The sequence below is a fragment of the Tunturiibacter lichenicola genome (assembly GCF_051013355.1).
GTDB lineage: Bacteria > Acidobacteriota > Terriglobia > Terriglobales > Acidobacteriaceae > Edaphobacter > Edaphobacter lichenicola_F.
On sequence record NZ_CP132945.1, the window covers coordinates 566,200 to 585,942 of the forward strand.

The following is a 19,743-nucleotide window of genomic DNA, read 5'->3' on the forward strand; positions in this document are numbered from 1 at the left end:
TTCATGAGAGCCATCCGAGATTCAAAAGATCGGCGATCGGTTCATTAAACGAACAGGAGCCGAAGCCGATAGCGAAGTTCTCTCGCGCTTCTCTAATTTGTTCTGCGGATAGCTCCTGATCACGCCATGCAAGAGCGTGCCCGCTCCAGCGAAACGCGGTAGGATCGTTTTCCTTTAACACTGCTAAAACTTTCTGTTCCGTTGCTCCGTAATAGGCGATGACTGCCGCGACGAAGACATTCATGAAACCGTGCATCAGAGCGGATGCGCTTCTCGGTTCATACGTGAGTCGTTGAATGGAACGCAAAGGATGATGCAGTCCAGCCGTTGCCTTGAAGGGGACCTTTGCTTCGGCACAGGTCACGAGAAACTCCGCGATCTGCTCGACGCTGGGGATGGCATCAGCAGTAACGCCTCCGGTCCGAATCTTTGCGCGCGCGTTTCCTTCCTTCAGTGCAGGAATTATTTGCCTGCAATCCTTCAGCGGAAATTCAACGTAGAGAGTTGTCTTTTGCACTGGGGCCGAGAGCAGCCTATGCACATCATCCAGATTCGCAGCCTTCCACTCGAGCACGTCAACAACTGCAACCCTCTTATCGAGCCCAGATATCAGACGAGCATCTTGCTGCGCATCGCCTGTGCTGAGTGCGCTCACGAGGCATGGTGTCAGATGCTCATCGCCGCCAACCTCCATCAACGCCGCGTTGAACTCTGTCAACCTCGCAACGGGAATGATCAAGCGTCCCAGAACCCATGCATATCTCCCAGAGCGGTAACTGACATAATTCCGGGCCGACGTCAGCATATCGAGGCCCGCAGGCGGAAAGAGCCCCGCGTAATCGATCAACTTGTTCAGGAATGGTTCAATTACAGTCATTTGCCCTTTCTCTTTTTACTTCGTCGAAGGCACTCCAAATTCACCCTTCCATATGCGATGCCAGTCTACCTCGTAAAACGTCATCGGCAACTTGCCGATAGATTAACCCAGTTTCGCGCGGAACTCGTTCTTCAGAAGCCTGCTCTCGCCCGGAGATCCAGGCAACAAGATGAAGAGCGAGTTAAGATTGTGAAGACTGCATCGTGGAGATCAAACATGCATCCGAACACTGAGGGAATCCTCGAGTCTTCACTTTACGTAACCGACCTGGCCCGTTCTGTCTCGTTTTACAAGAAGATCTTTGGTTTCGAGGTCATTGGCGACTTCGGAGAGCGCGGCTGCGCAATGAAGGCGGGGAAACGCCACGTCTTGTTGCTGTTCAAGAAGGGAGGTTCGCTCAACATCGTGTCACCGCACGACGGAGATGGTGAGCTTCACCTCGCGTTCGCGATCGGCGCCGACGAACTGACACGATGGGGAGCGTGGCTTGCCGAAAACGGAATCACTGTGGAAGAGACGCAAGCTTGGAAGCTCGGTGGTCACAGCCTTTATTTCCGTGACCCAGACCGGCACCTCCTCGAGGTTGCTACACCCGGAGTCTGGACAATTTATTGATGCCGTCGCACCGTCCCAATTGTCGCGAGGCATAACCGTGACAGAAGTCCCAGCTGCCTAATGCGAGCGGCGGCTATCGTCTGTGCGGACTGCGGAGTGTCTCTGCTTAGAACGAGACGCGAGCACTCAATTGAACTTGGCGAGCTGGATCCATCGCATCTGTGATCGTTCCGAATCCTGCAGTATTCACAAACCGGTTCGGCGTATCCAAGTTCACTTTATTCAGAGCGTTATAAACTTCGCCGCGAAGATCGAAAATTGTCCTCTCGGTAATCGGAAAACTCCGCACCAGCGCGAAGTCCAGGCTCTGCATACCCGGTCCATAAACTGAGTTTCGACCAACGTCGCCGAAGGTGTAGGCGGGAGGAGCGGCGAACGCTCCAGTGTTGAACCACTCGTTCGCGTTGCGGGTACCCTGGCCAAACATCGGTTGGCCGGTATAGTTTGAGCGAATCGGATTCTCCCCGAGTGCCGTTCCCGCGTTGGCGGTGTCGCCAAAGACGGAGATTGTCAGCGGATAGCCGGTCTGGATCTGATAGATCAAGGACAACCGCCAGCCCTCTGTCGCGACTTCTGCCAACCGTGATTCCTTCCATGTGGGGATGTCGTAGACGCCAGTCAGCGCAAAGCGGTGACGTATATCGCAGGCCGGTCCCTTCTCTGCCTCCAGATCGTTGTTGTTCTGCGGAATTGCAGATTCGTACATAGGTGATCTGAAGTCTGGCGCATTCGAAAGATTTTTCGCATAGGTGTAGTTCGCGACGAGCGACAGCCCGCGCGCATATCTGTGCCTAAATGTGACGTAGCCCGCGTCGTACCAGCTTTGCGCGGTGTTCTCGAGCAGGTTGATGGTGCTGACCGGCGTGATGAGCGGGGTTGCCGGGTTCAACACCTGGATGTTCGAGGGCAAAACGGTTCCCGGGACAAAGCTCATGGATCTCACGGGACGGCGAGGCTGAATCAGGCCGGGACCCGGCTGCGCATTGTTGATCAGGTGGGCGCGTTGCAGATGCCATCCGCCGGAGCCAATGTAGCCGATCTCAAGGGTTGTACTCTGGCCGAGGCTCTTCTCCAGGGAGGTGCTCCATTGCTGGATGTATTGTGGAGCGGGATGAATGCTCATTGCCGTGAAACTGACGACTGTTTTGCCGAGCACCGGCTGCCCGAAGTTGTAGTTCGCGATTGCGGCAGTTGGGGTGTAGTTGTCACTCTGTGCCGTCTCAGGAAAGACGTATGGAATGTTGTGACGCTGATTGCACCAGGTGTTCATATCGACGGGAGTGAAGAAAATGCCGTAGGCCGCATGCCAGACTAACCCAAGGCCGAAGCTCTGCGCGATGCCGAACCTCGGTGCAAAGTTCTTCCGGTTGGGATACATCAATCCGCGCGGATATCCGTTCTGTCCGCCGATGAATGGTTGCGGCGCCCCGCTGCTGAGATCGAGGTTGCTGTTGGTATAGCTCACGTCCCAGAGCGGGCTCATGTACTCATAGCGAACGCCATAATTGATTGTTGTCGATGGGGTGACTCTCAAGGTGTCCTGCGCGAAGCCATCGGCGTACCACTGACGGAGATTCATCTGCGGAACGCCGGCCTGCCGCTGCCTGACTACGGGCATGCCCAGCAGGAAGCTCGCCAGCGCGGAGCCGGTACCGTCATTGGTCAACGTCTCGGTGGTGAAGCCGCTGGTGAACTGGTAGTAGCCGCGATTCTGAAAGAAGCCCCACATCGGCCATATGTACCACTGGTAAACGCCGCCGAATTTGAGTGTGTGCTTACCGGTTTGAAAAGTAAGTGAGTCACGCCCTTCGATGATCGTGTCCCATGCATGCATCGGCGTGGCCGAGTAGCTGTCGCCAAAGGGCGAGTATCCCTGAACCGTGAAGTAAGGAGCACCCCAGGCTCCGGGGCCGCCGAATCCCACGCCCTGAATTCCTAACTGGCTGACGATATCGTTTTTGTTTGCGCTTTCGGTTGTGTGATCCATGCTGAGCCGCGAGATGGCCAGCGTAGAGGTGTTCACCATGCGCGGCGAGATGACTGTGCTGAGACCGAGCACTCCCTGCTGCGCGAGATTATCGTGGTAATAGCCGAAACCGGGAAGGTTCTCAGGCATGAATCCATGTTCACCCTGACCACTGTAACGGACAAAGACTGTGCTGCCGTTGTTGAAGTCATGGTCGACGCGCACGGTGCCCTGGTCGGTGTAGTGGAGCTCATTGCGAAGATCGAGGTAATTGTTGGAATCGTTTCCAGCTCCTACGACGGTGGGCTGCCCATTCATATTCATGCCCATCATGCCGCTCATCTGGTTGGGCTGGGGCACGTATTGCTTGAGCATGATCGACGATGCCGAATTCAACTCGCTGGGCGGAATAACATTCAGTTTGCCGTTGTATTCAAACTGCTTTCGCAGGGACTGCGGGTTTGAAGCACTGACGGGAAGGGCAGGATTGTAGTCAGGATTGGCATAGGTCGAGCTCGGGTCGTAGATGTTCACGCCACTGTCACTGAAGTCTCCTGAAGCCTCCTCTGCGGTGGGGACGGTGTCGGTCATTGGATCTGCCGCTGCCCTACGCAAACCTTCATAGTTCACGAAGAAGAATGTGTGTTTATAGATAGGGCCGCCGACGGCTCCGCCAAAGTCGTTCTGAACCAGGTGCTTGGTCATTCCCATCGAGCCAAAGGAGAAGGCATCCATCGCTCCATTCCGGAGAAACTCATAGGCTGTGCCGTGAAATGAGTTCGTTCCGGACCGCGTGGCGATGTTGATCTGGCCGCCGCCTGCGCCGCCCATGTCGGCTGCGTAGCTTCCAACCTGAACCTGAAACTCCTGCACCATGTCCGGATTCGGATTCAGATTCTGTGTGTTAAATGTAGGATCGGTATTAGTCGCTCCATCCAGCAAAAAGTAGTTCGCATTCGGCCGAGCGCCCGCAATGCTCACGGCAGAAAACTGTCCGGGCCGCCAATACAAAGGATTCACATTGCCTTCCTGCGCGCCCATGCTCACGTGGGCTCCGGGCACCGTGGCGACGAGATCGATAAGCTGCCTTCCATTCAACGGTAGCTGTTGCACGGAGTCGCGATCGACAACTGCACCAACGGTGGCATCGGCAGTACGAAGTAGCTCGCCGTTAACACCGACATTGACCGCCAGTGCCACAGGCCCAAGAGAGAGAGCAATGTCGAGCGTGGCCTTCTGCCCCACTTCCAGCTGCAGCGACTGCTTGGCTGCGGTGAATCCGCTCTTGTCGATCTCTACGTGATACCCGCCCGGCTGCAGGCCACCTGCCACATAGAGGCCCGCGCCGTCAGTCGTTACATTGCGCGCCGCGCCAGTGAGGTCGGAGGTAATATGCACCTTCGCCCCGGGCACGGGCAGATGCTGTGGATCAGTTACCTCTCCCCGTAAGCTTGCGTAGTTACTTTGCGCCTGTGACGCCGTCGTAATCAGTGCGATAAAAAGGGACAACGGTGCCAGCCGCTTGAGCATTGTGATTCCTCTTAGAGGTCCAAAGAATGTGGTGAAATGAGCTGGGAGCACAATAACAACCTCAGCCTTGTTTCGCGACCACCTGATGGACGGCTCCAAGGTCAATCTTTCGGTCTAGCCCGAAGCTCCAATCACGCTTCGCTCATGTGCGGCCCATCAAGAGCAAGGTGAAAACATCATTGTCTCAACAACTGACGGTGGCAAGAGATTGCATTCCCCTACGACTTCTGTACCAGATGGATTGTGAATTCCATTTCAAAGGATCAACGCTATATTCCATTGCCGGACCTAGGACAATAAACAGCAATGGAATAAATCTGAATGGCGCCGGTTTGTGCTCTGTTCAAAATGGGGACTATGTAATGCCTTCGATCGACATTGTCAACTTTAGACATTGAGGGACATCTGAGCTGGGAACGCTGCGGGTCTTGCGCTCGCTTAGGCCGCGGTCACTTCCCGCCAGACCGCCAATGACCGCGATCGTAGGAGCCGGTGATTGCTAGACCTTACTAAGTGTCGGCCCACACGGAACAGATTTCGAACGGCATCATGGAGGGAGAGAAAACGTTGTGCGTGCCTGGCAGATTTGAATCGGCGCATTTGCCGTTCCCGTTGGCGCGTCGGCTGATGCAAGGCTTCGACGCGATTGTTGGCGTACCGCTCCACCCTGTGAGTCACGTTGCTGAAGATGCTTCGCATGGCAGCGGAGTAGCTTCTCAATTTGTCGGCAATGATCTGCAGTGGTTCCGAACCCTGGCTACGCAAGAGTTTTCGAAAGAATCGTTCTGCGGCGCGCTGATCACGATGCGGCTGGACCGGAATGTCGATCACGTCGCCGTCCTGATCCACGGCGCGCCACAAATACCGCTGTTCTTCAGTTCACTGTCAGAACGAGAATGGTTGTGTCGTCGAACTGTTCGACACCCGCTGACCATTCGGCAAGATACTGGGACAGGTGTGCACAGATCTCCTGTGCCGTCGCCCTCTTCGGCAGAGATCTGCAGCGGTCCACGAGCCTCTCTTCACCGAATTCCTCCCCATTCGAATTCAGCGCGTCTATCAATCCGTCGCTGTACACAACGACGGTACAACCCTTAGAGACCGTGAGTTGAAACTCCTGATAGAGCGCGTCCGCGAATAGACCAATTGGCAAATCACCATTTAGGAGCGCAGTGACTTCGCCGGTCTCTGAGATGAAGATGGGTCGACAATGCCCGGCGTTGACATACCGTAACAGTCCACTGCAGGAGTCATATTCTCCATAAAACATCGTGGCGTATCTGTTGTCGCCAAAACGTCCACAGAGATCGCGGTTGAGCAGTGCGGCGAAGGAAGAAGGGGATGGCCGCGCGGTCGGTTCATTCGGCGCAAGCATTCTGCCGTGTGCGACCGCCTGTAAATGCGCCATCATCAATGCAGCCGACATTCCCTTACCACTAACGTCAGCGCAGAGCAGGCCAACCGAGTTGCTGCTGCAGGAAAAGAAATCATAAAGATCACCGCTCACGATACGGGCGGGTGTGGTGCTGCCCCACACCGTCGCGCCTGATACGACGGGCGCAGAGCGGGGATAAAGATATTGCTGTACCTCGTGGGCCAATGTCATATCTCGCTCCAGAGCAATACGTTGATTCTCCTGCTCGTACTGAGTGTCAAGATGAGAGGTCATTGCATTGAACGAAGCTACGAGTGATCCAAGTTGGCCGTGTTCGGTAAGCGGAATCCTGATCGAAAAATCACCCATTCCGACGAGATGCGCAGCGTGGCTCAATGCGTCAATTACAGTAACGATGCGTTTGCTGAGACGGAGAGAAAACCACATGCCGCACGCATAGGCGAGCCCCAGGGCGAAGGCGATGGTGATTAGAGGAGAAACCCACGATGCCCTACGCAAACCCATACGGCTAAGGTCCTCTATGGTCCGTGCATAGCTGGGCCGAATCTGGCAGATCACCCAGCTTTCTGATGCTCCGCTCTCCCAATTCCGCGCGACAACTACGACAGGAACCGGTCGCGACGAACCAGGCATAAAGTTGGCTTTGATCTCTCCAGCAATTCCCTCGTCGCGCCGGTACGGACGCAGCAGCACGGGTTTGCTGTTTACGATCTCCAGGCCCGAGGCGTTTGACAATTGACTTAAGAACGATTCGCCAAGAGGAATTCTGACAAGAATCCTTACGAAACAGTCCTCGCGTTTCACGGTGCGCATGAAGCGGATTTCTGGACTGCCCCGATCTTCAACAACACCGGCAAAGGACGGTACATCAAGCCACATCGGACCAGCGGTGTTGAGGGCTTTCGTGGACAGGATGGTAAAGATGCTTTGACTCCCCGGCCACGCGGCATTCAACTGTTCGGTGAAGGCTGTAAAGAGGGTGGAATTAGAGGCGTACTGGCATCCCTGTAGCTTGTCGAGAGCTGGATCCATAAGTCCCTGGCGGCTTTCGACGATAACCTTAATTCGTTCCTCAATCAGGTACGCACTCTCTCGTCGTATCAGCACATTCAGGACAGTTATCGAAAAGCACATCACCATGATTACCGAGACGACACTGGAGAGTAAAAAGAGGATCAGGATTTTCCAACGGACTGTGGTCCAAAAAGTTCCTAGCTTCAAATAATTTTCACCTGTTGCCATGCAATGGTTTATTTCGTCGCGCCAACGCACAAATCTCATGAGATTGAATCGTGATGGTGTTTCCGGTTTATGTTCGGAACGAGCACCATCCCTTCGGAGCTCGCCTGCGGGCATTCGTCCGTCAAGTTCCTACGGCTGAGCGACTGCAACTTCGCACCGTTGCCGCTTCCAGTTTTCCGCCCTCTTCGGATCGCGAACGACGCCACGAACCGCTTGACCCTGCGCTAGCAGATGGCCCTTAAGTCGTCTTCCTATACGTCCAGTTATTCCTGTAATTGCAATCATCTTTTCCTCCTCTTTGAGGCTAAACAACAGTCTGCGAATGAGATTTTGCAAAAACGCAATCTTTACAGGATCTCGCCCTAAAATCTCGACATTGAGTGGTCGACAGAGCTTGTCATGGGTTACTACTTCCCGACATGCACTTCCATCAAGATGGACGATTTCGCCATTTAAAAAGAGCGTGCGTTCGAGATAAAGCAACAGTTCTTCAATCTCTCCTACGTTTGCCAATCGCTTGAGAGGACTCAGCTCCTTCAGGAACTCATGCGTCTCCGGAGGATTCAGGGCGCGCTTAATGCCGGGAATCGAACTCGACAACTGAGACCTAGAGAACTCAGATCCGAGGAGATTCGAATTTAATGGCTTCAACATTTACTTCGATAAGCTGTACTTGGATTTCAACTCAGAAACCGGGCTTGTCTGTTCATGTAGGGGCTCTAGAAACCCTGCTGACACTATGTCGCATCAGAATCAATACCTTCGAGGGCGCGTCAAAAGAAGAGCAACGACTTAAGGAAGCCTAAAGCTATCAACAGCGTGCTGCTTGCTGAAAATGACTGCCAGCTCAACCGGTCGATGCAACACTGGCTTGCAGTTTACTCGCCGGCGTTTGAAAGCCCAAGGTCTCTCGCGGGCGTTGGTTGAGACGCAGCGCGATCTTGTTGAGATGGGCTTGAGTGTGGACGGACAAGTCGGTCTTCTTAGGGAAGTACTGTCTTAGCAGGCCGTTGGTATTTTCATTGGTTCCGCGCTGCCATGGACTCTGCGGATCGCAGAAGTAGACTTTCACATTTGTGTCCACCGTGAAGCTCTTGTGTTTGGCCATCTCCAACCCTCGGTCCCAGGTCAACGAGCGCCGCAGGGTTGCGGGCAGTTTAAGCACGTGCTTGCTCAGCGCGGCGACGACCGTCGTTGTGTCTTTGCTGGGCACCTTGATGAGCATGACAAAACGCGAGTGCCGTTCCACCAGAGTTGCGATATGAGTATTCTTGCTGCCTGCAAGTAGGTCGCCCTCCCAATGACCGGGAACGGCGCGGTCTTCAACCTCCGCTGGTCTCTCGCTGATAGAGATCGCATCAACGATCTGTCCGCGGGACTGTCCCGCTGCCCGCGCGTGCCGTGAACGACGGATCAGCCGCTTGGACCTGAGATGCTGAACCAGCTCTTTTTTCAGCACTCCGCGGCCTGGATGAATAAGCTGCGGTAGATGGTTTCGTGGGACACGCGCATGCTCTCGTTGTTGGGATAGCTTACCTTCAACCATTTCGAAATCTGTTCCGGCGACCAGTCCAGGATCAGTTTACTGGCCACGATCGTCCGCAGTTCTTCGTGGTTCGCAAGAAGACACACCTTGGGTCGCAGAGCCGACTCCCAGGCCTGACGATCGGCTTCACTGGCTCGATAGAGTGGACGGCCACCGTGACGCGCCACCTCCCGGCTCACTGTCGACACAGGCCGTTGCAACCCGCTGGCTATCTCACGGATCGACAAACCGGAAGCAATTCCTCGTGAGATGTCTTCCCGCTCGGCCAAGGTCAGCGTTCGCGGTGAGCGCCGACGAGCGGGAGGAACTATCCCGCCGCGCTGCGTCAACAGGAACCGAATAGAACCATGCCCCTTACCGAAGGCACGCCCAATGTCATGCAACGACTCGCCCGCCTTCCAGCGCCGCCACATCTCGATCCTCTGCCCAGTGGAAAGCCTGTTCCGTTTTCCTTGTGCCATAACCACCACCTTTTGAAATTGAATTCATATCAGATGGTGTTGCATCGACCGGTTGAGACCGCCCCGTTTTTCGTGCACTGGGCTTTGACATTGGTTATTCGAGCGCCTTGATCAGACCGATCTGCCGGCCACTTTCTGGTACTGTCACAACGATCGCATCCCCGAGTGAAAGGTAGTTTAGTTCACCCGGTGGAAGGTCCGGCTCCAGCGGGTCTCGTCAAAGAAGTGGAGCATGGTATGGAGCGTGGAACTGGCTCTTTCTGACGGTGAAGTTTTGTACAAATCGTCTTCGGGTGTCTCGAAAGACCAGTAGACGAAAAGTGGACGGCCGATCAGGTTGGCTCGAGGGACTAGGCCCCAGTAACGGCCATCGTAGCTATTGCTACGGTTGTCGCCCATGACGAAGTACATGCCGGATGGAACAACGAGGTCTTCACCCTGGATGTGGTCGAGGAGGTCAAGCGACCACTCGGCGGTGACTCCGCGTCCTTTTGCTGGTGAGATAGCGGGGAATTCGTCGTTGTAGGGGTCGTAATTAGCCGGGGTGGGCTTGGCTGCGCACGGCTCGTCCAAGGAGACGCCGTTGCGATGAACGATGCCGCAGCGGAGGTGGATACGATCGCCGGGGATACCGATGACGCGCTTAACCAGAATATCGTGCTGCCCCTTGGGATTAGGTGCCGGGCGGAAGAAAACGACGGGTTCGTCACGCCGCAGTTCGCGGTACGGGATGAGGTTCGTCCAAGAGGTAGCGGGCGCCAGGGTTGCGCGCTCTACGATTACGTGGTCGCCAACGAGTAGGGTGCTGGCCATGGAAGAGGACGGAATGACGAAGTTTTGAAGTACGAAGCCCATGACAAAGGACCAGATGATGAGCATGCTTGTGATGGAAGCCAGCCCTTCAAGATGAGTCTCTTCGCGAGGCTGGCGCTTACTGTCCTGTGGGGCGCTGGGTTGTTTCTTCGGTATCACCATGACGCTTTATTGTAGCCGTCAAGAGGTCGATCATTCCTGAATAGAGGATGGACGGAGCCTTACGAGGACGATATTCTTCACCGAACCGGCCGAAAGTCACCTTATCGGCAGCTTCGCCAGCCGGAAAGCCGTAGTTTCCCAAAACCCCGTTTTGCGGGAGCTACCTCTGCGGTAACTGATCCACTCTCATCGGGCGCAGATTCGCTTTCGGAGAGAACGGAGATGAAAAGGGGTACTGTATTGATTTGAACGATCAGCGCGTTTCGTGGAGAAGGATGGCCTCTGATGTGGGCGTCCCGATAGTGAGACCGAGCCTCTTGCCATCCGGTGATGGCCTGATCCAAAACACAAATTTTCCTGGAATTCTCGCCGTCTCCTCAGGAGTGGCTGCATCGATCGGCTGCCGCCAAATAGTTGTGTTCGCCCCGGTCCGGACAGTGTAGAAAACGCTCTTGCAGTCAACTGAAAATGCGATTTCCGACTCGCGGGCATCACGAGACATCGGAAAGCCCCGGATCTCTCGCAGCGAATCGGTGGAAAGGATTCGAAGCCGGGGAGGTGAAACATCATCATCCACGGCGGCCAGTAATTTACCGTCGGCAGAGATGTCGTACCAAGGGTTAGATACTTTCACTCTTTGCGCAACTCCGTCCTGTAAGGACTGACGCACGAGAACCGGATGAGTGAGTTCGAGATTATCGACATAAAAGAGCCATTTACCGTCAGCCGAGCACTCAGGGAATAAGTCGCTCGTCCCTTTTGTCAACTGTGTTGGCCTGCTGCCATCCAAAGACACCATATATATGTGCGTAATATCTATGTCAAGAGGCCCTCCGGTTACGACGAGCGCGTCCGGACCACAGCGGGAGGGGTGAAAGTATTGGTCACTCTTCGGAGTGCTGACATTAGTCGTCTCGTTTTTGTCCAGGTCGAACACTTTCAGGTTGGTTCTTAGGTCAGACTCCACGATCCGTTTGTTATCCATCCAGGTAAACCAATGCAGGTCGCCTGATTGGCGCTCTTCAAGATTGGTAGGTTTCGCTAGAGATAGCTCAGCAAACGTTGTATTACGGTTGTAGATCGTTGTTGCGATAGTTTGGGTATCGGCAGTCACGCTTAATCCGTAATAATCGCTAATATCGTTTGTGAGCTGTCGAAGCTTTCCACCCGGATTGGAGAGGAAGCTAAGCTGTTTGGCGCTCATGTTATTCCTTTTACTGATTGCGAATATACCCTTACCGCTTGACGCCCAAAGTAGGTCGTCCAACCAGACGTAGCCGAGCGCGGCATAGGAAGCCAAGGTCCGCTTGGATCCGGAGGCAAGGTCCAGACTCTCGGCCCCGTTGAGGTAATCGAACGAAGCCGCGAATCGGCCGTTTGAAGCGCACGCAGCCGCCCACGGAAGAGGCTTTCGGTAGTTTGCCAAAACCTTCTCATCGCCGCCATCAGCATTCGCGCTAAGGATGCTAAAGGTTCCCGCCGTGTTATCGAAACGAAAGAAGCACAACCGATGGCCGGCATCGATGAAGGTGATATGGCTATCTACCCTCTCTAGAACGCGGGTCGGTTGGCCTCCGAGAATGGGTATCCGGTACTCGTCTCCCCAATCGGGTTTGGACGCGTGCAAAGGATCCATCCGGAAGTAGATATAACCGCCGTCGGGTGAGAAGACGAGGTCCCTGTACTTATAATCCGGTTCGTGAAGAATGGAGCGCTCGCTTCCGGTCGTGATGTGATGAATCCTCAGATCCTGGTTATCGTTCGAATCTTGGGTCACGGAAGCAAGATAGGCCCCATCGGGCGAGATAGCGACCATATTTACGTGTTTGCTGTCTATCACCTTCTGGATGGAATAATGCTCAAACGGCACCCTCTCGCGTCGCACAACGACGTAGTATGCGACGGCTGCTAGGCAGATAACAGCAATCAGGCCTACTGACCAAAGCAGCACCTCAGTTTCCCCACGTTGAACTGACGCTTCGACAACGACAGCTGAGGAGATACCTGATTCCGACAAGGCGTCCAGTGCGAATGCAAGATCCGATGCCGACTGGAAGCGCTGCTCAGGGTTCTTCTCCAGGCAGCGATGCACGACGCGCTTCAGCCCCAGCCCCGGTGGAGTGGTCCTCACAATCTGTGAAATGCCGGGTGGATCTTCGTTCAGGATGGCCGACATCGTATCTGCGGAAGTCTGTCGTTGGAACGCACGCTTACCGGCTAGCATCTCATACAGAATCGCTCCGAAGGCGAAAATGTCGACACGATGGTCTACCGATTTGCCGCGCACCTGCTCCGGGGACATGTAGCCTACGGTCCCCATCAATGTACCGGGATCGGTTGCGTGGGCTCGAGTCGGCTCGTTGCCGTCCAGGGGTGTCTTGGATTGCATCAATTTCGCAAGACCGAAGTCCAGAATTTTAATTCGGCCGTCTTTGGTGACAAACAGGTTCTCTGGCTTAAGGTCCCGATGAACGATGCCTTTGTCATGCGCTGCCGCTAATCCATGTGCGATCTGAACACCGTAGTCGATCGCCTTGCGGACTGCCAGTGGGCCTTGCTCCAGTTGCTGCCGCAGAGTACCGCCTACCAGCATTTCCGACACCAAATATGGCGCGCCCTCGAAGACGCCAAAACGGTGAACGGCGAGGATATTCGGATGATTCAGAGCGGCGGCTGCTTGCGCCTCCTGCTCAAAACGCCGCAGCCGATCGGAATCTTGCGAAACAAAGGGCGGCAGGACCTTGATCGCAACTTCACGTTTCAAAACGGGGTCGCGGGCACGATACACTTCGCCCATCCCGCCAGCACCCAACAGGCCCAGAATCTCATAGCCATCAAGTTTCGAGCCAAGAGCTAAGCGCATGGTGTGGCGAATTATACCTCTGACTCAAGGCCCATAAAGAAGTCTTGATCCGCGGATGCGATGATTTCGGACCGTTCCCCGGGTGTCGATCCCTGAGAGGAATATTGAAGCTCCCGCAAAGTCAGGTTTTGGGCAAGTTCACCTGGGCAAAAGGTTCGGTGCGTCGAACTTGGTGAAAAATCCGTTTTGTGCGCACTACAAGAGAAAATGATTACTTCCGAGTTGCCGCCTACTCTTCCTGAATTGTCAAATTGGCGACGACGCGTCGATCGATGGCCAACGAAAAATTTTACTGCCCGATTTTCGGTCCGTCTGTGCCATAAAATAGGCTTCTTTAGACCATTGATGGATGGGTACGATGATCAAGGGACGCGCAAAGGGCACAATCTCTGCGCTTTCGAAATCACGATGAATAGAGTCTCGGGGCCCGGTTTGAGCGGAGGTCCAGATGGACAAATTCAACTCGCTGCCACCCTCCGGTCACTACAACGCCAACTATGGTAATTTTCAAACAGAACTGTACGCACAGATCCGTTGCGAAGCTTTTGGCGAGGATATCGGACAAAATAGTTGGCTCACCTCAGATGAGCAGGACAAGTTTTTGGAATGGCTCGATCTTTCACCTTCTAAGACCCTGCTTGATGTCGCTTGTGGAGCAGGAGGGCCCGCGTTGCGACTTTCGGCGATCACCGGTTGCTCTATTGTCGGCATCGACATTCACGAACAAGCAGTTACAACGGCAACTTCACTTGCAGCCCAGCGCGGTTTGGTCGAGCGCGCCAAATTTCGGTCTACAGATGCTGCAGGGCGGTTGCCATTTTCTGATGCCAGCTTTGACGTCATCATATGTATTGACGCGATAAACCACTTTTCTGACCGTCCACGTGTCGTTGCGGAGTGGACTCGGCTGTTGAAGGTAGGCGGACGATTGCTGTTCACCGATCCCATCACCCTAACCGGGCCGCTGACGAATGCAGAGGTGGCGATACGGAGTTCGGCTGGTGTTTATCTCTTCGTTCCCTATGGCTATGACGAAAGCGTCATTGCTCAGTGCGGACTGCGATTGCTGGTGAGTGAAGACGTGACTGCGAACATGGCTAAAGTCGCCGAGGCGAGACTCGCTGCCCGCGCATCGAAAAGTGCTGTCCTTCGTGAAATCGAAGGCGATCAGGCATATGACGGCCAGCAGGAGTTTCTCGCTGTTGCTGCATGTACTGCCCGAGAAGGCCGCCTTTCTCGCTTCGTTTATGTTGCGGAGAGCTTGAGCTGAGTTTCAAACTCGGCCTAAGAACCGGGAGGGATGGCCATGAACTCGCATGGAAGTGCAGCTCTGGGGAGGGCCAGGTTGAGTGATGCTGGCCAGCGAGCGAGACGGCGAGTCGCTTACCGATTGCTCCCTTTTGTGTTTCTCCTTTACATCGTCAACTACATCGACCGGGTCAACGTGTCGTTTGCCAACCTCAGAATGAGTGCAGATTTGGGACTAAGCGACCGCGTCTACGGTTTAGGAGTAGGGATGTTCTACATAACCTACGTCTTGTTCGAGATACCCGGGGCCGTCATCGTCGAACGCTGGAGTGCGAGGAAATGGATTGCACGAATCATGATCTCGTGGGGAATAGTGACGATTCTGACCGGCTTCGTGCACACTGCGACCCAGTTTTATGCCGCCCGCTTCTTCTTGGGTGCCGCTGAATCCAGCTTTTTCCCTGGCATGATCGTTTATTTGACACACTGGTTTTGCGCACGCGACCGCAGCCGAGCCATTGCTTGCTTATATGCAGCTAATCCCGCCGCTGCTTTGATCGGTTCCCCCTTGGCAGGTTGGCTCCTCGGTGTACATTGGCAATCGCTCGCTGGCTGGCGCTGGCTCTTTATCCTGGAGGGAATTCCTGCCGTCTTCGTGGGTGCCGTCACTTACTTCTATATGACGGACTGGCCTTTGCAAGCGCGTTGGCTTCCTGATGACGAACGGGACTGGCTCGTCAATGAATTGGAAGGGGAGCTACAGGTGAAAAACAAGATTCGAAACCCTACGATTTTGGAAGCTTTTGGAGACGCACGAATTCTAAGATTGATCCTTGCATATTTCCTGGCCCTCACAGGAGCTCTGGGAACCATCTACTGGATTCCGACCTTCGTGAAGCGTCTTTCGGGATCTTCTAACTGGACGGTGACTTCGCTGCTACTGATTCCAGCTCTAATGGGAATCGCAGGTATGCTCATCAATGGTTGGCACTCCGATAGGACGGCGGAGCGGCGCTGGCACAGTGCTATTCCGTTGCTCTCTGCCGGATTAATGTTCGGGCTCTTGACGGTCTTCCGCCACGAAATCCCGGTGGCGATTGCGTGTCTGCTTCTGGGCAGCGGTTTCCTGTACGCGTACTACCCCGCTTTCTGGGCGATACCAACGATGATGCTAAGCAAAGCTGCTGCCGCCGCTACATTCGGACTGATCAATTCAATCGGGCAACTTGGTGGACTAGCCGGCAACTTCGCGATTGGTTATCTCAACGACAGAACGCACTCGCTTGCAGCCAGCTTCGCGTTCATCGCACTTGTCTACGTGGTGGCAGGCAGCTTGGTTTTGAGTTTAAGAATCCGGGATCCCGTTGGCGTTTTGCAGAGATCGAGCTAGCTCGAAGACGGCCTGTCGAGTGACGGGCAACCCGCACCTTACCCGTCGTTGGCCGTTCGGGCGCGTAACGGAAGGGTTGCCGACAAAACCATCCGGAACTCCACAAGGTACCCTGTTCAGGGCTGAATGAGCGCATTGGCGATTTACCACTCATCGAGAAGGACACTCAGGGTTTCCCACATCGGTCAGGTCTTTTAGTGTTACCAGCGACCTTCCAGGAATTGCTTCCTGTAAACATAGGTCTCAATCTCCCCTGGGTCTGTGGCGATGGTCCGAAGCTCGAACCCGTCGTCGTCAATCACAAGGTCATCGTGTGCTGTAACACCCAAGGGAGACACTTTGCGTGTCATGGAGCCTGTACAGTCCGGATTCACCGTATACGTGCCTTCAATGGTTACATTTACGATGTTTCCGCTTGCGTTTATTGTCGCGGTTGCGGTTGTATGCCCATTCCCGTCGAAGGTTTGCCTACCGATCTCACCAAAAGGACCGGCGAGTGTGGCCGGGACAGCGGTAGGGAGAAGAGTGCCTGTGGCGGTGTATCCAAAGCTGCCGCGCAGGGTAGCGTTTGAGCAAACTTTATTCTCACCAGCCTGAGCCCTGGGCGCGATGCCCAGAGCGAACACGATGGCGAAAGCATTGAAGAGAGTCGTCGGTGCAATGCTGCGTTTCATAACGGCCTCCTTGAGGCATCCAGTGGGCTCTCATTGGAAGGACAACCAATCCGAACGTCTTCCAACTCAAGGCAATGCAAAAGCGATGCGACGCAAATCTGGGCTGGTCCATCGACCGTCTGCCAAAAGTGAAGCCTCCCTGTCTTAATCCATTCCCGGATCTGTTCCGCCGTAAACGGGTCGGCCAGGCTGTCGCTGTCGAGCGTGATGACCTCAACTTCGGTACGGCAATCTGGACATAAGGCCAAAGCTACCTTTGCCCGTCGAATGATCATGAGGGTCTCAGTCTCGACAGTGATTCTAGTTGTCTTCACAGCAACGGCACTCCCATGCGTCGATCGTTTTTGAGTTACGACTGGCCGTATCCTGCGCGCAATCCGGATTACAAGTCTTTAGAGAGCGCCGTAATACTTCTTACAAAATCTTTCATCCTTTGTTCTGAGTGAAAGCGAAGGGTTTACGAGACCTCCAGCCAGCGCGTGGCCCATTCAGTTCTCACCCATGAGTGGTAAAATCGCTGCCAAATCGAAGATGCACTCGGTAAATATAGGTTGAGAACGCCGATGCCCACATCCAGTCCGAAACGGCGTTCAAGGTCGGTCAAGGGATGGCAACCGGACTCAAAGTACTCTACGAATTCGGCCCCTTTCAGGTCGACCCCGATAGACAGGTCCTACTGCGCCAAAATCAACCCGTCGCGATCACCCCTAAGGCCTTCGAAACGCTGCTCATCCTTGTTCGCCACAGCCGGGAGGTCGTCTCCAAGGACGAACTGATGAAGGCGGTATGGCCGGATTCCTTCGTCGAGGAAGCGAACCCGAGCCAGAACATCTTCAGGATTCGCAAGGCGCTAGGTGTCGCCCCCGGAGACGAGCGGTACATCGTGACGCTTCCTGGACGCGGGTATCGTTTCACTGCGCAAGTGCGCGAAGTTGTGCTGGACGGCGAGGACCTGATCATAGACACCCGCTTCCTCACTCAGATCGTGGTTGAGCAGACGGACTTAGTGCCAAACGGCGCCCCAGACGAATTTCCGGACGCGTCGCTGGATACACTCCTATCTGATCCGCCGCGCAAATCAATCTGGAAGTATCCGTTGCTAATTGCCGCAGTCGTCTTGGTTGCCACCGTCGCCGCCGGGGCCTACTTTTTCTACTCCGGAAGCAGAAGAGCCCATCAGGCTGGGCTAAAGGTCACGCAGCTCACCGATTTCACGGATTCCGCGACGGCTCCCGCCTTGTCGAGGGACGGTCGCATGCTTGCGTTCATTCGCGGAAGCAGCGGTTTCCTTACAGCCGATCAAATCTACGTGAAAGTGCTCCCCAACGGCGAAGCCAAGCGCCTGACTGACGACCCGCGGCCGAAATACAATTTGGCCTTCTCCCCGGATGGGTCCCAGATCGCCTACACCGTGCTGGAAGTTCCCACTTTTGCAACCTACACTGTCTCGGTACTGGGAGGCGACTCCCATCTTTTTCTGCGCAACGCGGCTGGGCTTACCTGGCTGGACGAACGCCAATTGCTCTTCTCCGAAATCCGCTCGGGTCTGCATATGGGGATCGTTACCGGAACGATTACGCGCGGGAACTTCCGCGAACTATATTTTCCGTTACCGGAACGGGCGATGGCGCATTATTCCTTCGCTTCTCCCGATCGCAGATCGGCTTTGGTGGCCGAGATGGACGAAACAGGGGCGTGGGTCTCTTGTCGACTCATCTCTCTCGACGGCCGCTCTGAAACTCGATCCATCGGGCCGACGGGCGCGTGCAAATCCGCAGGCTGGTCTTCCGATGGTTCATGGATGTATTTCACCGCGGCGGTTGAAGGGCAGAGTCATCTGTGGCGCCACCGTTTTCTGAACGGGCAGCCGGAGCAAGTCACTTTTGGCCCCACCGAGGAGGAAGGAGTGGCTGTGGAGCAGGATGGCCGGTCTGTCATCACCTCAATGGGAATTCATGAAAGCGCTATCTGAATTCATGACACCGATGGAGATCGATCTTTGTCTTCGGAAGGAGAAATAGTCGAGGACATTAGTACCTTGCCGACGCCTACCGGTGGCCTTTCACCTCCCTCCTTTAGCGTGGACGGCAAGACCCTTTACTACCTTCTGCGGCGGCATCAACCGGCGGGCTCGGGCCCGGAGCTTTGGCGCCTCATAGTTGAGTCTGGCAAAAGTGAAGCGGTGTTCCCCGGCGTTTCTATGCTTGCCTATGATGTATCGCCGGATGGTAAACAAGCAGTCTATGCCACCGCGGCGTCCGCCGGAAAATCCTAATTGTGGCTAGCCCCTATCGACAGAAGCTCCCCGGCCAAACGAATCGGTCATTCGGGCGACACGTCGCCGCATTTTGGCCCGAGGGGGCAAATCTTGTTTCAATTCACGGAGGGGAACGTAAACTACTTGGAGCAGATGAACCAGGACGGCTCTGGGCGTTCAAGAGCCGTCCCATACCCGATTAGTGTTGTCCAAGGTATCTCGCCCGGCCGGCGATGGGTTATGGCAGTTGCTCCCCTTCCAGATGGCAAAAGCGTAAGACCTATGGCGATTCCAATCGACGGTGGACCTCCGCGGATCATGTGCGATGGCCCTTGCACTCCAACATGGTCTTCGAACGGAAAGTTCCTTTTCATTTCCGTCGAAGCGCCGTCGCGCACGAGCACCGGACGAAGTCTGGCGATCCCGGTTGGACCGGGAGAAAGCTTGCCGAAATTTCCGCCGAGAGGAATCAGGCCGTTCGCAGACCCGAGCGTCGTGCCAGGCTCGCGATCAGTCAACCGCGCCGGGCTTGTGCCTGGCTCGGACCTCTCGCATTTCGCATACGTGAATACCACAGTGCACCGAAATTTGTATCGAATCTCGTTCCCCTGAGGGTCCTTCACGGCGGTTTCACGCTAACGCGCCCAGTCCGCCGAAGAGTACCAGGAAAATTCTAGACATGGCCGGATCGTGATCCGAGGTC

The 19,743-nt window shown here is 55.0% G+C and carries 13 protein-coding genes and 1 pseudogene; 4 read left to right on the plus strand and 10 right to left on the minus strand.

Annotated features, from left to right (window positions below):
* Nucleotide 1: 1 nt before the first annotated feature.
* Nucleotides 2-877 carry a hypothetical protein gene (locus RBB82_RS25120; protein ID WP_433975865.1) on the minus strand — a complete coding sequence of 292 codons (876 nt, stop codon included), beginning with the start codon at nt 875-877 and terminating at the stop codon, nt 2-4.
* Between the two features lie 216 nt (nt 878-1,093).
* Between RBB82_RS25120 and RBB82_RS25125 the strand changes: the two genes are divergently transcribed.
* The gene (locus tag RBB82_RS25125) at nt 1,094-1,492 is read left to right on the plus strand and encodes a VOC family protein (protein WP_433975867.1); all 399 of its coding nucleotides are present in this window, start codon (nt 1,094-1,096) and stop codon (nt 1,490-1,492) included.
* A gap of 106 nt (nt 1,493-1,598) precedes the next feature.
* Here the strand turns inward: RBB82_RS25125 and RBB82_RS25130 are convergent, their stop codons facing one another.
* From RBB82_RS25130 to RBB82_RS25165, 8 genes and pseudogenes are all read right to left on the minus strand, one after another.
* On the minus strand, nt 1,599-4,988 hold the full coding sequence (locus tag RBB82_RS25130; RefSeq protein ID WP_433975868.1) for a carboxypeptidase regulatory-like domain-containing protein: 3,390 nt from the start codon (nt 4,986-4,988) through the stop codon (nt 1,599-1,601).
* A 438-nt stretch (nt 4,989-5,426) separates the two neighbouring features.
* Nucleotides 5,427-5,852, minus strand: a pseudogene (locus RBB82_RS25135) (IS6 family transposase); the annotation flags it as partial.
* 10 nt (nt 5,853-5,862) lie between these two features.
* Nucleotides 5,863-7,626, minus strand: coding sequence for a PP2C family protein-serine/threonine phosphatase (locus RBB82_RS25140; RefSeq protein WP_433975869.1), 1,764 nt, complete (start codon nt 7,624-7,626; stop codon nt 5,863-5,865).
* Nucleotides 7,627-7,755: 129 nt separating this feature from the next.
* The gene (locus RBB82_RS25145) at nt 7,756-8,139 is read right to left on the minus strand and encodes a hypothetical protein (protein WP_433975870.1); all 384 of its coding nucleotides are present in this window, start codon (nt 8,137-8,139) and stop codon (nt 7,756-7,758) included.
* Between the two features lie 334 nt (nt 8,140-8,473).
* The gene (locus RBB82_RS25150; protein ID WP_433975871.1) at nt 8,474-9,172 is read right to left on the minus strand and encodes an IS30 family transposase; all 699 of its coding nucleotides are present in this window, start codon (nt 9,170-9,172) and stop codon (nt 8,474-8,476) included.
* Nucleotides 9,079-9,633 (minus strand): transposase, encoded by a 555-nt coding sequence (locus tag RBB82_RS25155; RefSeq protein WP_433975872.1) that lies wholly within the window; start codon nt 9,631-9,633, stop codon nt 9,079-9,081. The genes RBB82_RS25150 and RBB82_RS25155 overlap by 94 nt, the downstream gene beginning before the upstream one ends.
* A gap of 177 nt (nt 9,634-9,810) precedes the next feature.
* A complete protein-coding gene (lepB, locus tag RBB82_RS25160; protein ID WP_433975873.1) occupies nt 9,811-10,608 on the minus strand; it encodes a signal peptidase I in 798 nt (265 codons plus the stop codon).
* Nucleotides 10,609-10,861: 253 nt separating this feature from the next.
* Nucleotides 10,862-13,471: a protein kinase domain-containing protein gene (locus tag RBB82_RS25165; RefSeq protein ID WP_433975874.1), complete on the minus strand. Its 2,610-nt coding sequence runs from the start codon at nt 13,469-13,471 to the stop codon at nt 10,862-10,864.
* A 448-nt stretch (nt 13,472-13,919) separates the two neighbouring features.
* Between RBB82_RS25165 and RBB82_RS25170 the strand changes: the two genes are divergently transcribed.
* Nucleotides 13,920-14,741 carry a class I SAM-dependent methyltransferase gene (locus RBB82_RS25170; protein WP_433975875.1) on the plus strand — a complete coding sequence of 274 codons (822 nt, stop codon included), beginning with the start codon at nt 13,920-13,922 and terminating at the stop codon, nt 14,739-14,741.
* Between the two features lie 132 nt (nt 14,742-14,873).
* Nucleotides 14,874-16,109 (plus strand): MFS transporter, encoded by a 1,236-nt coding sequence (locus RBB82_RS25175; RefSeq protein ID WP_433975876.1) that lies wholly within the window; start codon nt 14,874-14,876, stop codon nt 16,107-16,109.
* A gap of 200 nt (nt 16,110-16,309) precedes the next feature.
* On the opposite strand, the gene RBB82_RS25180 is transcribed toward RBB82_RS25175, so the two are convergent.
* Complete coding sequence (locus RBB82_RS25180; RefSeq protein WP_433975877.1) at nt 16,310-16,783, minus strand: hypothetical protein; 474 nt, start codon at nt 16,781-16,783, stop codon at nt 16,310-16,312.
* Between the two features lie 607 nt (nt 16,784-17,390).
* Between RBB82_RS25180 and RBB82_RS25185 the strand changes: the two genes are divergently transcribed.
* Nucleotides 17,391-18,755: a winged helix-turn-helix domain-containing protein gene (locus RBB82_RS25185; protein ID WP_433975878.1), complete on the plus strand. Its 1,365-nt coding sequence runs from the start codon at nt 17,391-17,393 to the stop codon at nt 18,753-18,755.
* The last annotated feature ends 988 nt before the right edge of the window (nt 18,756-19,743 follow it).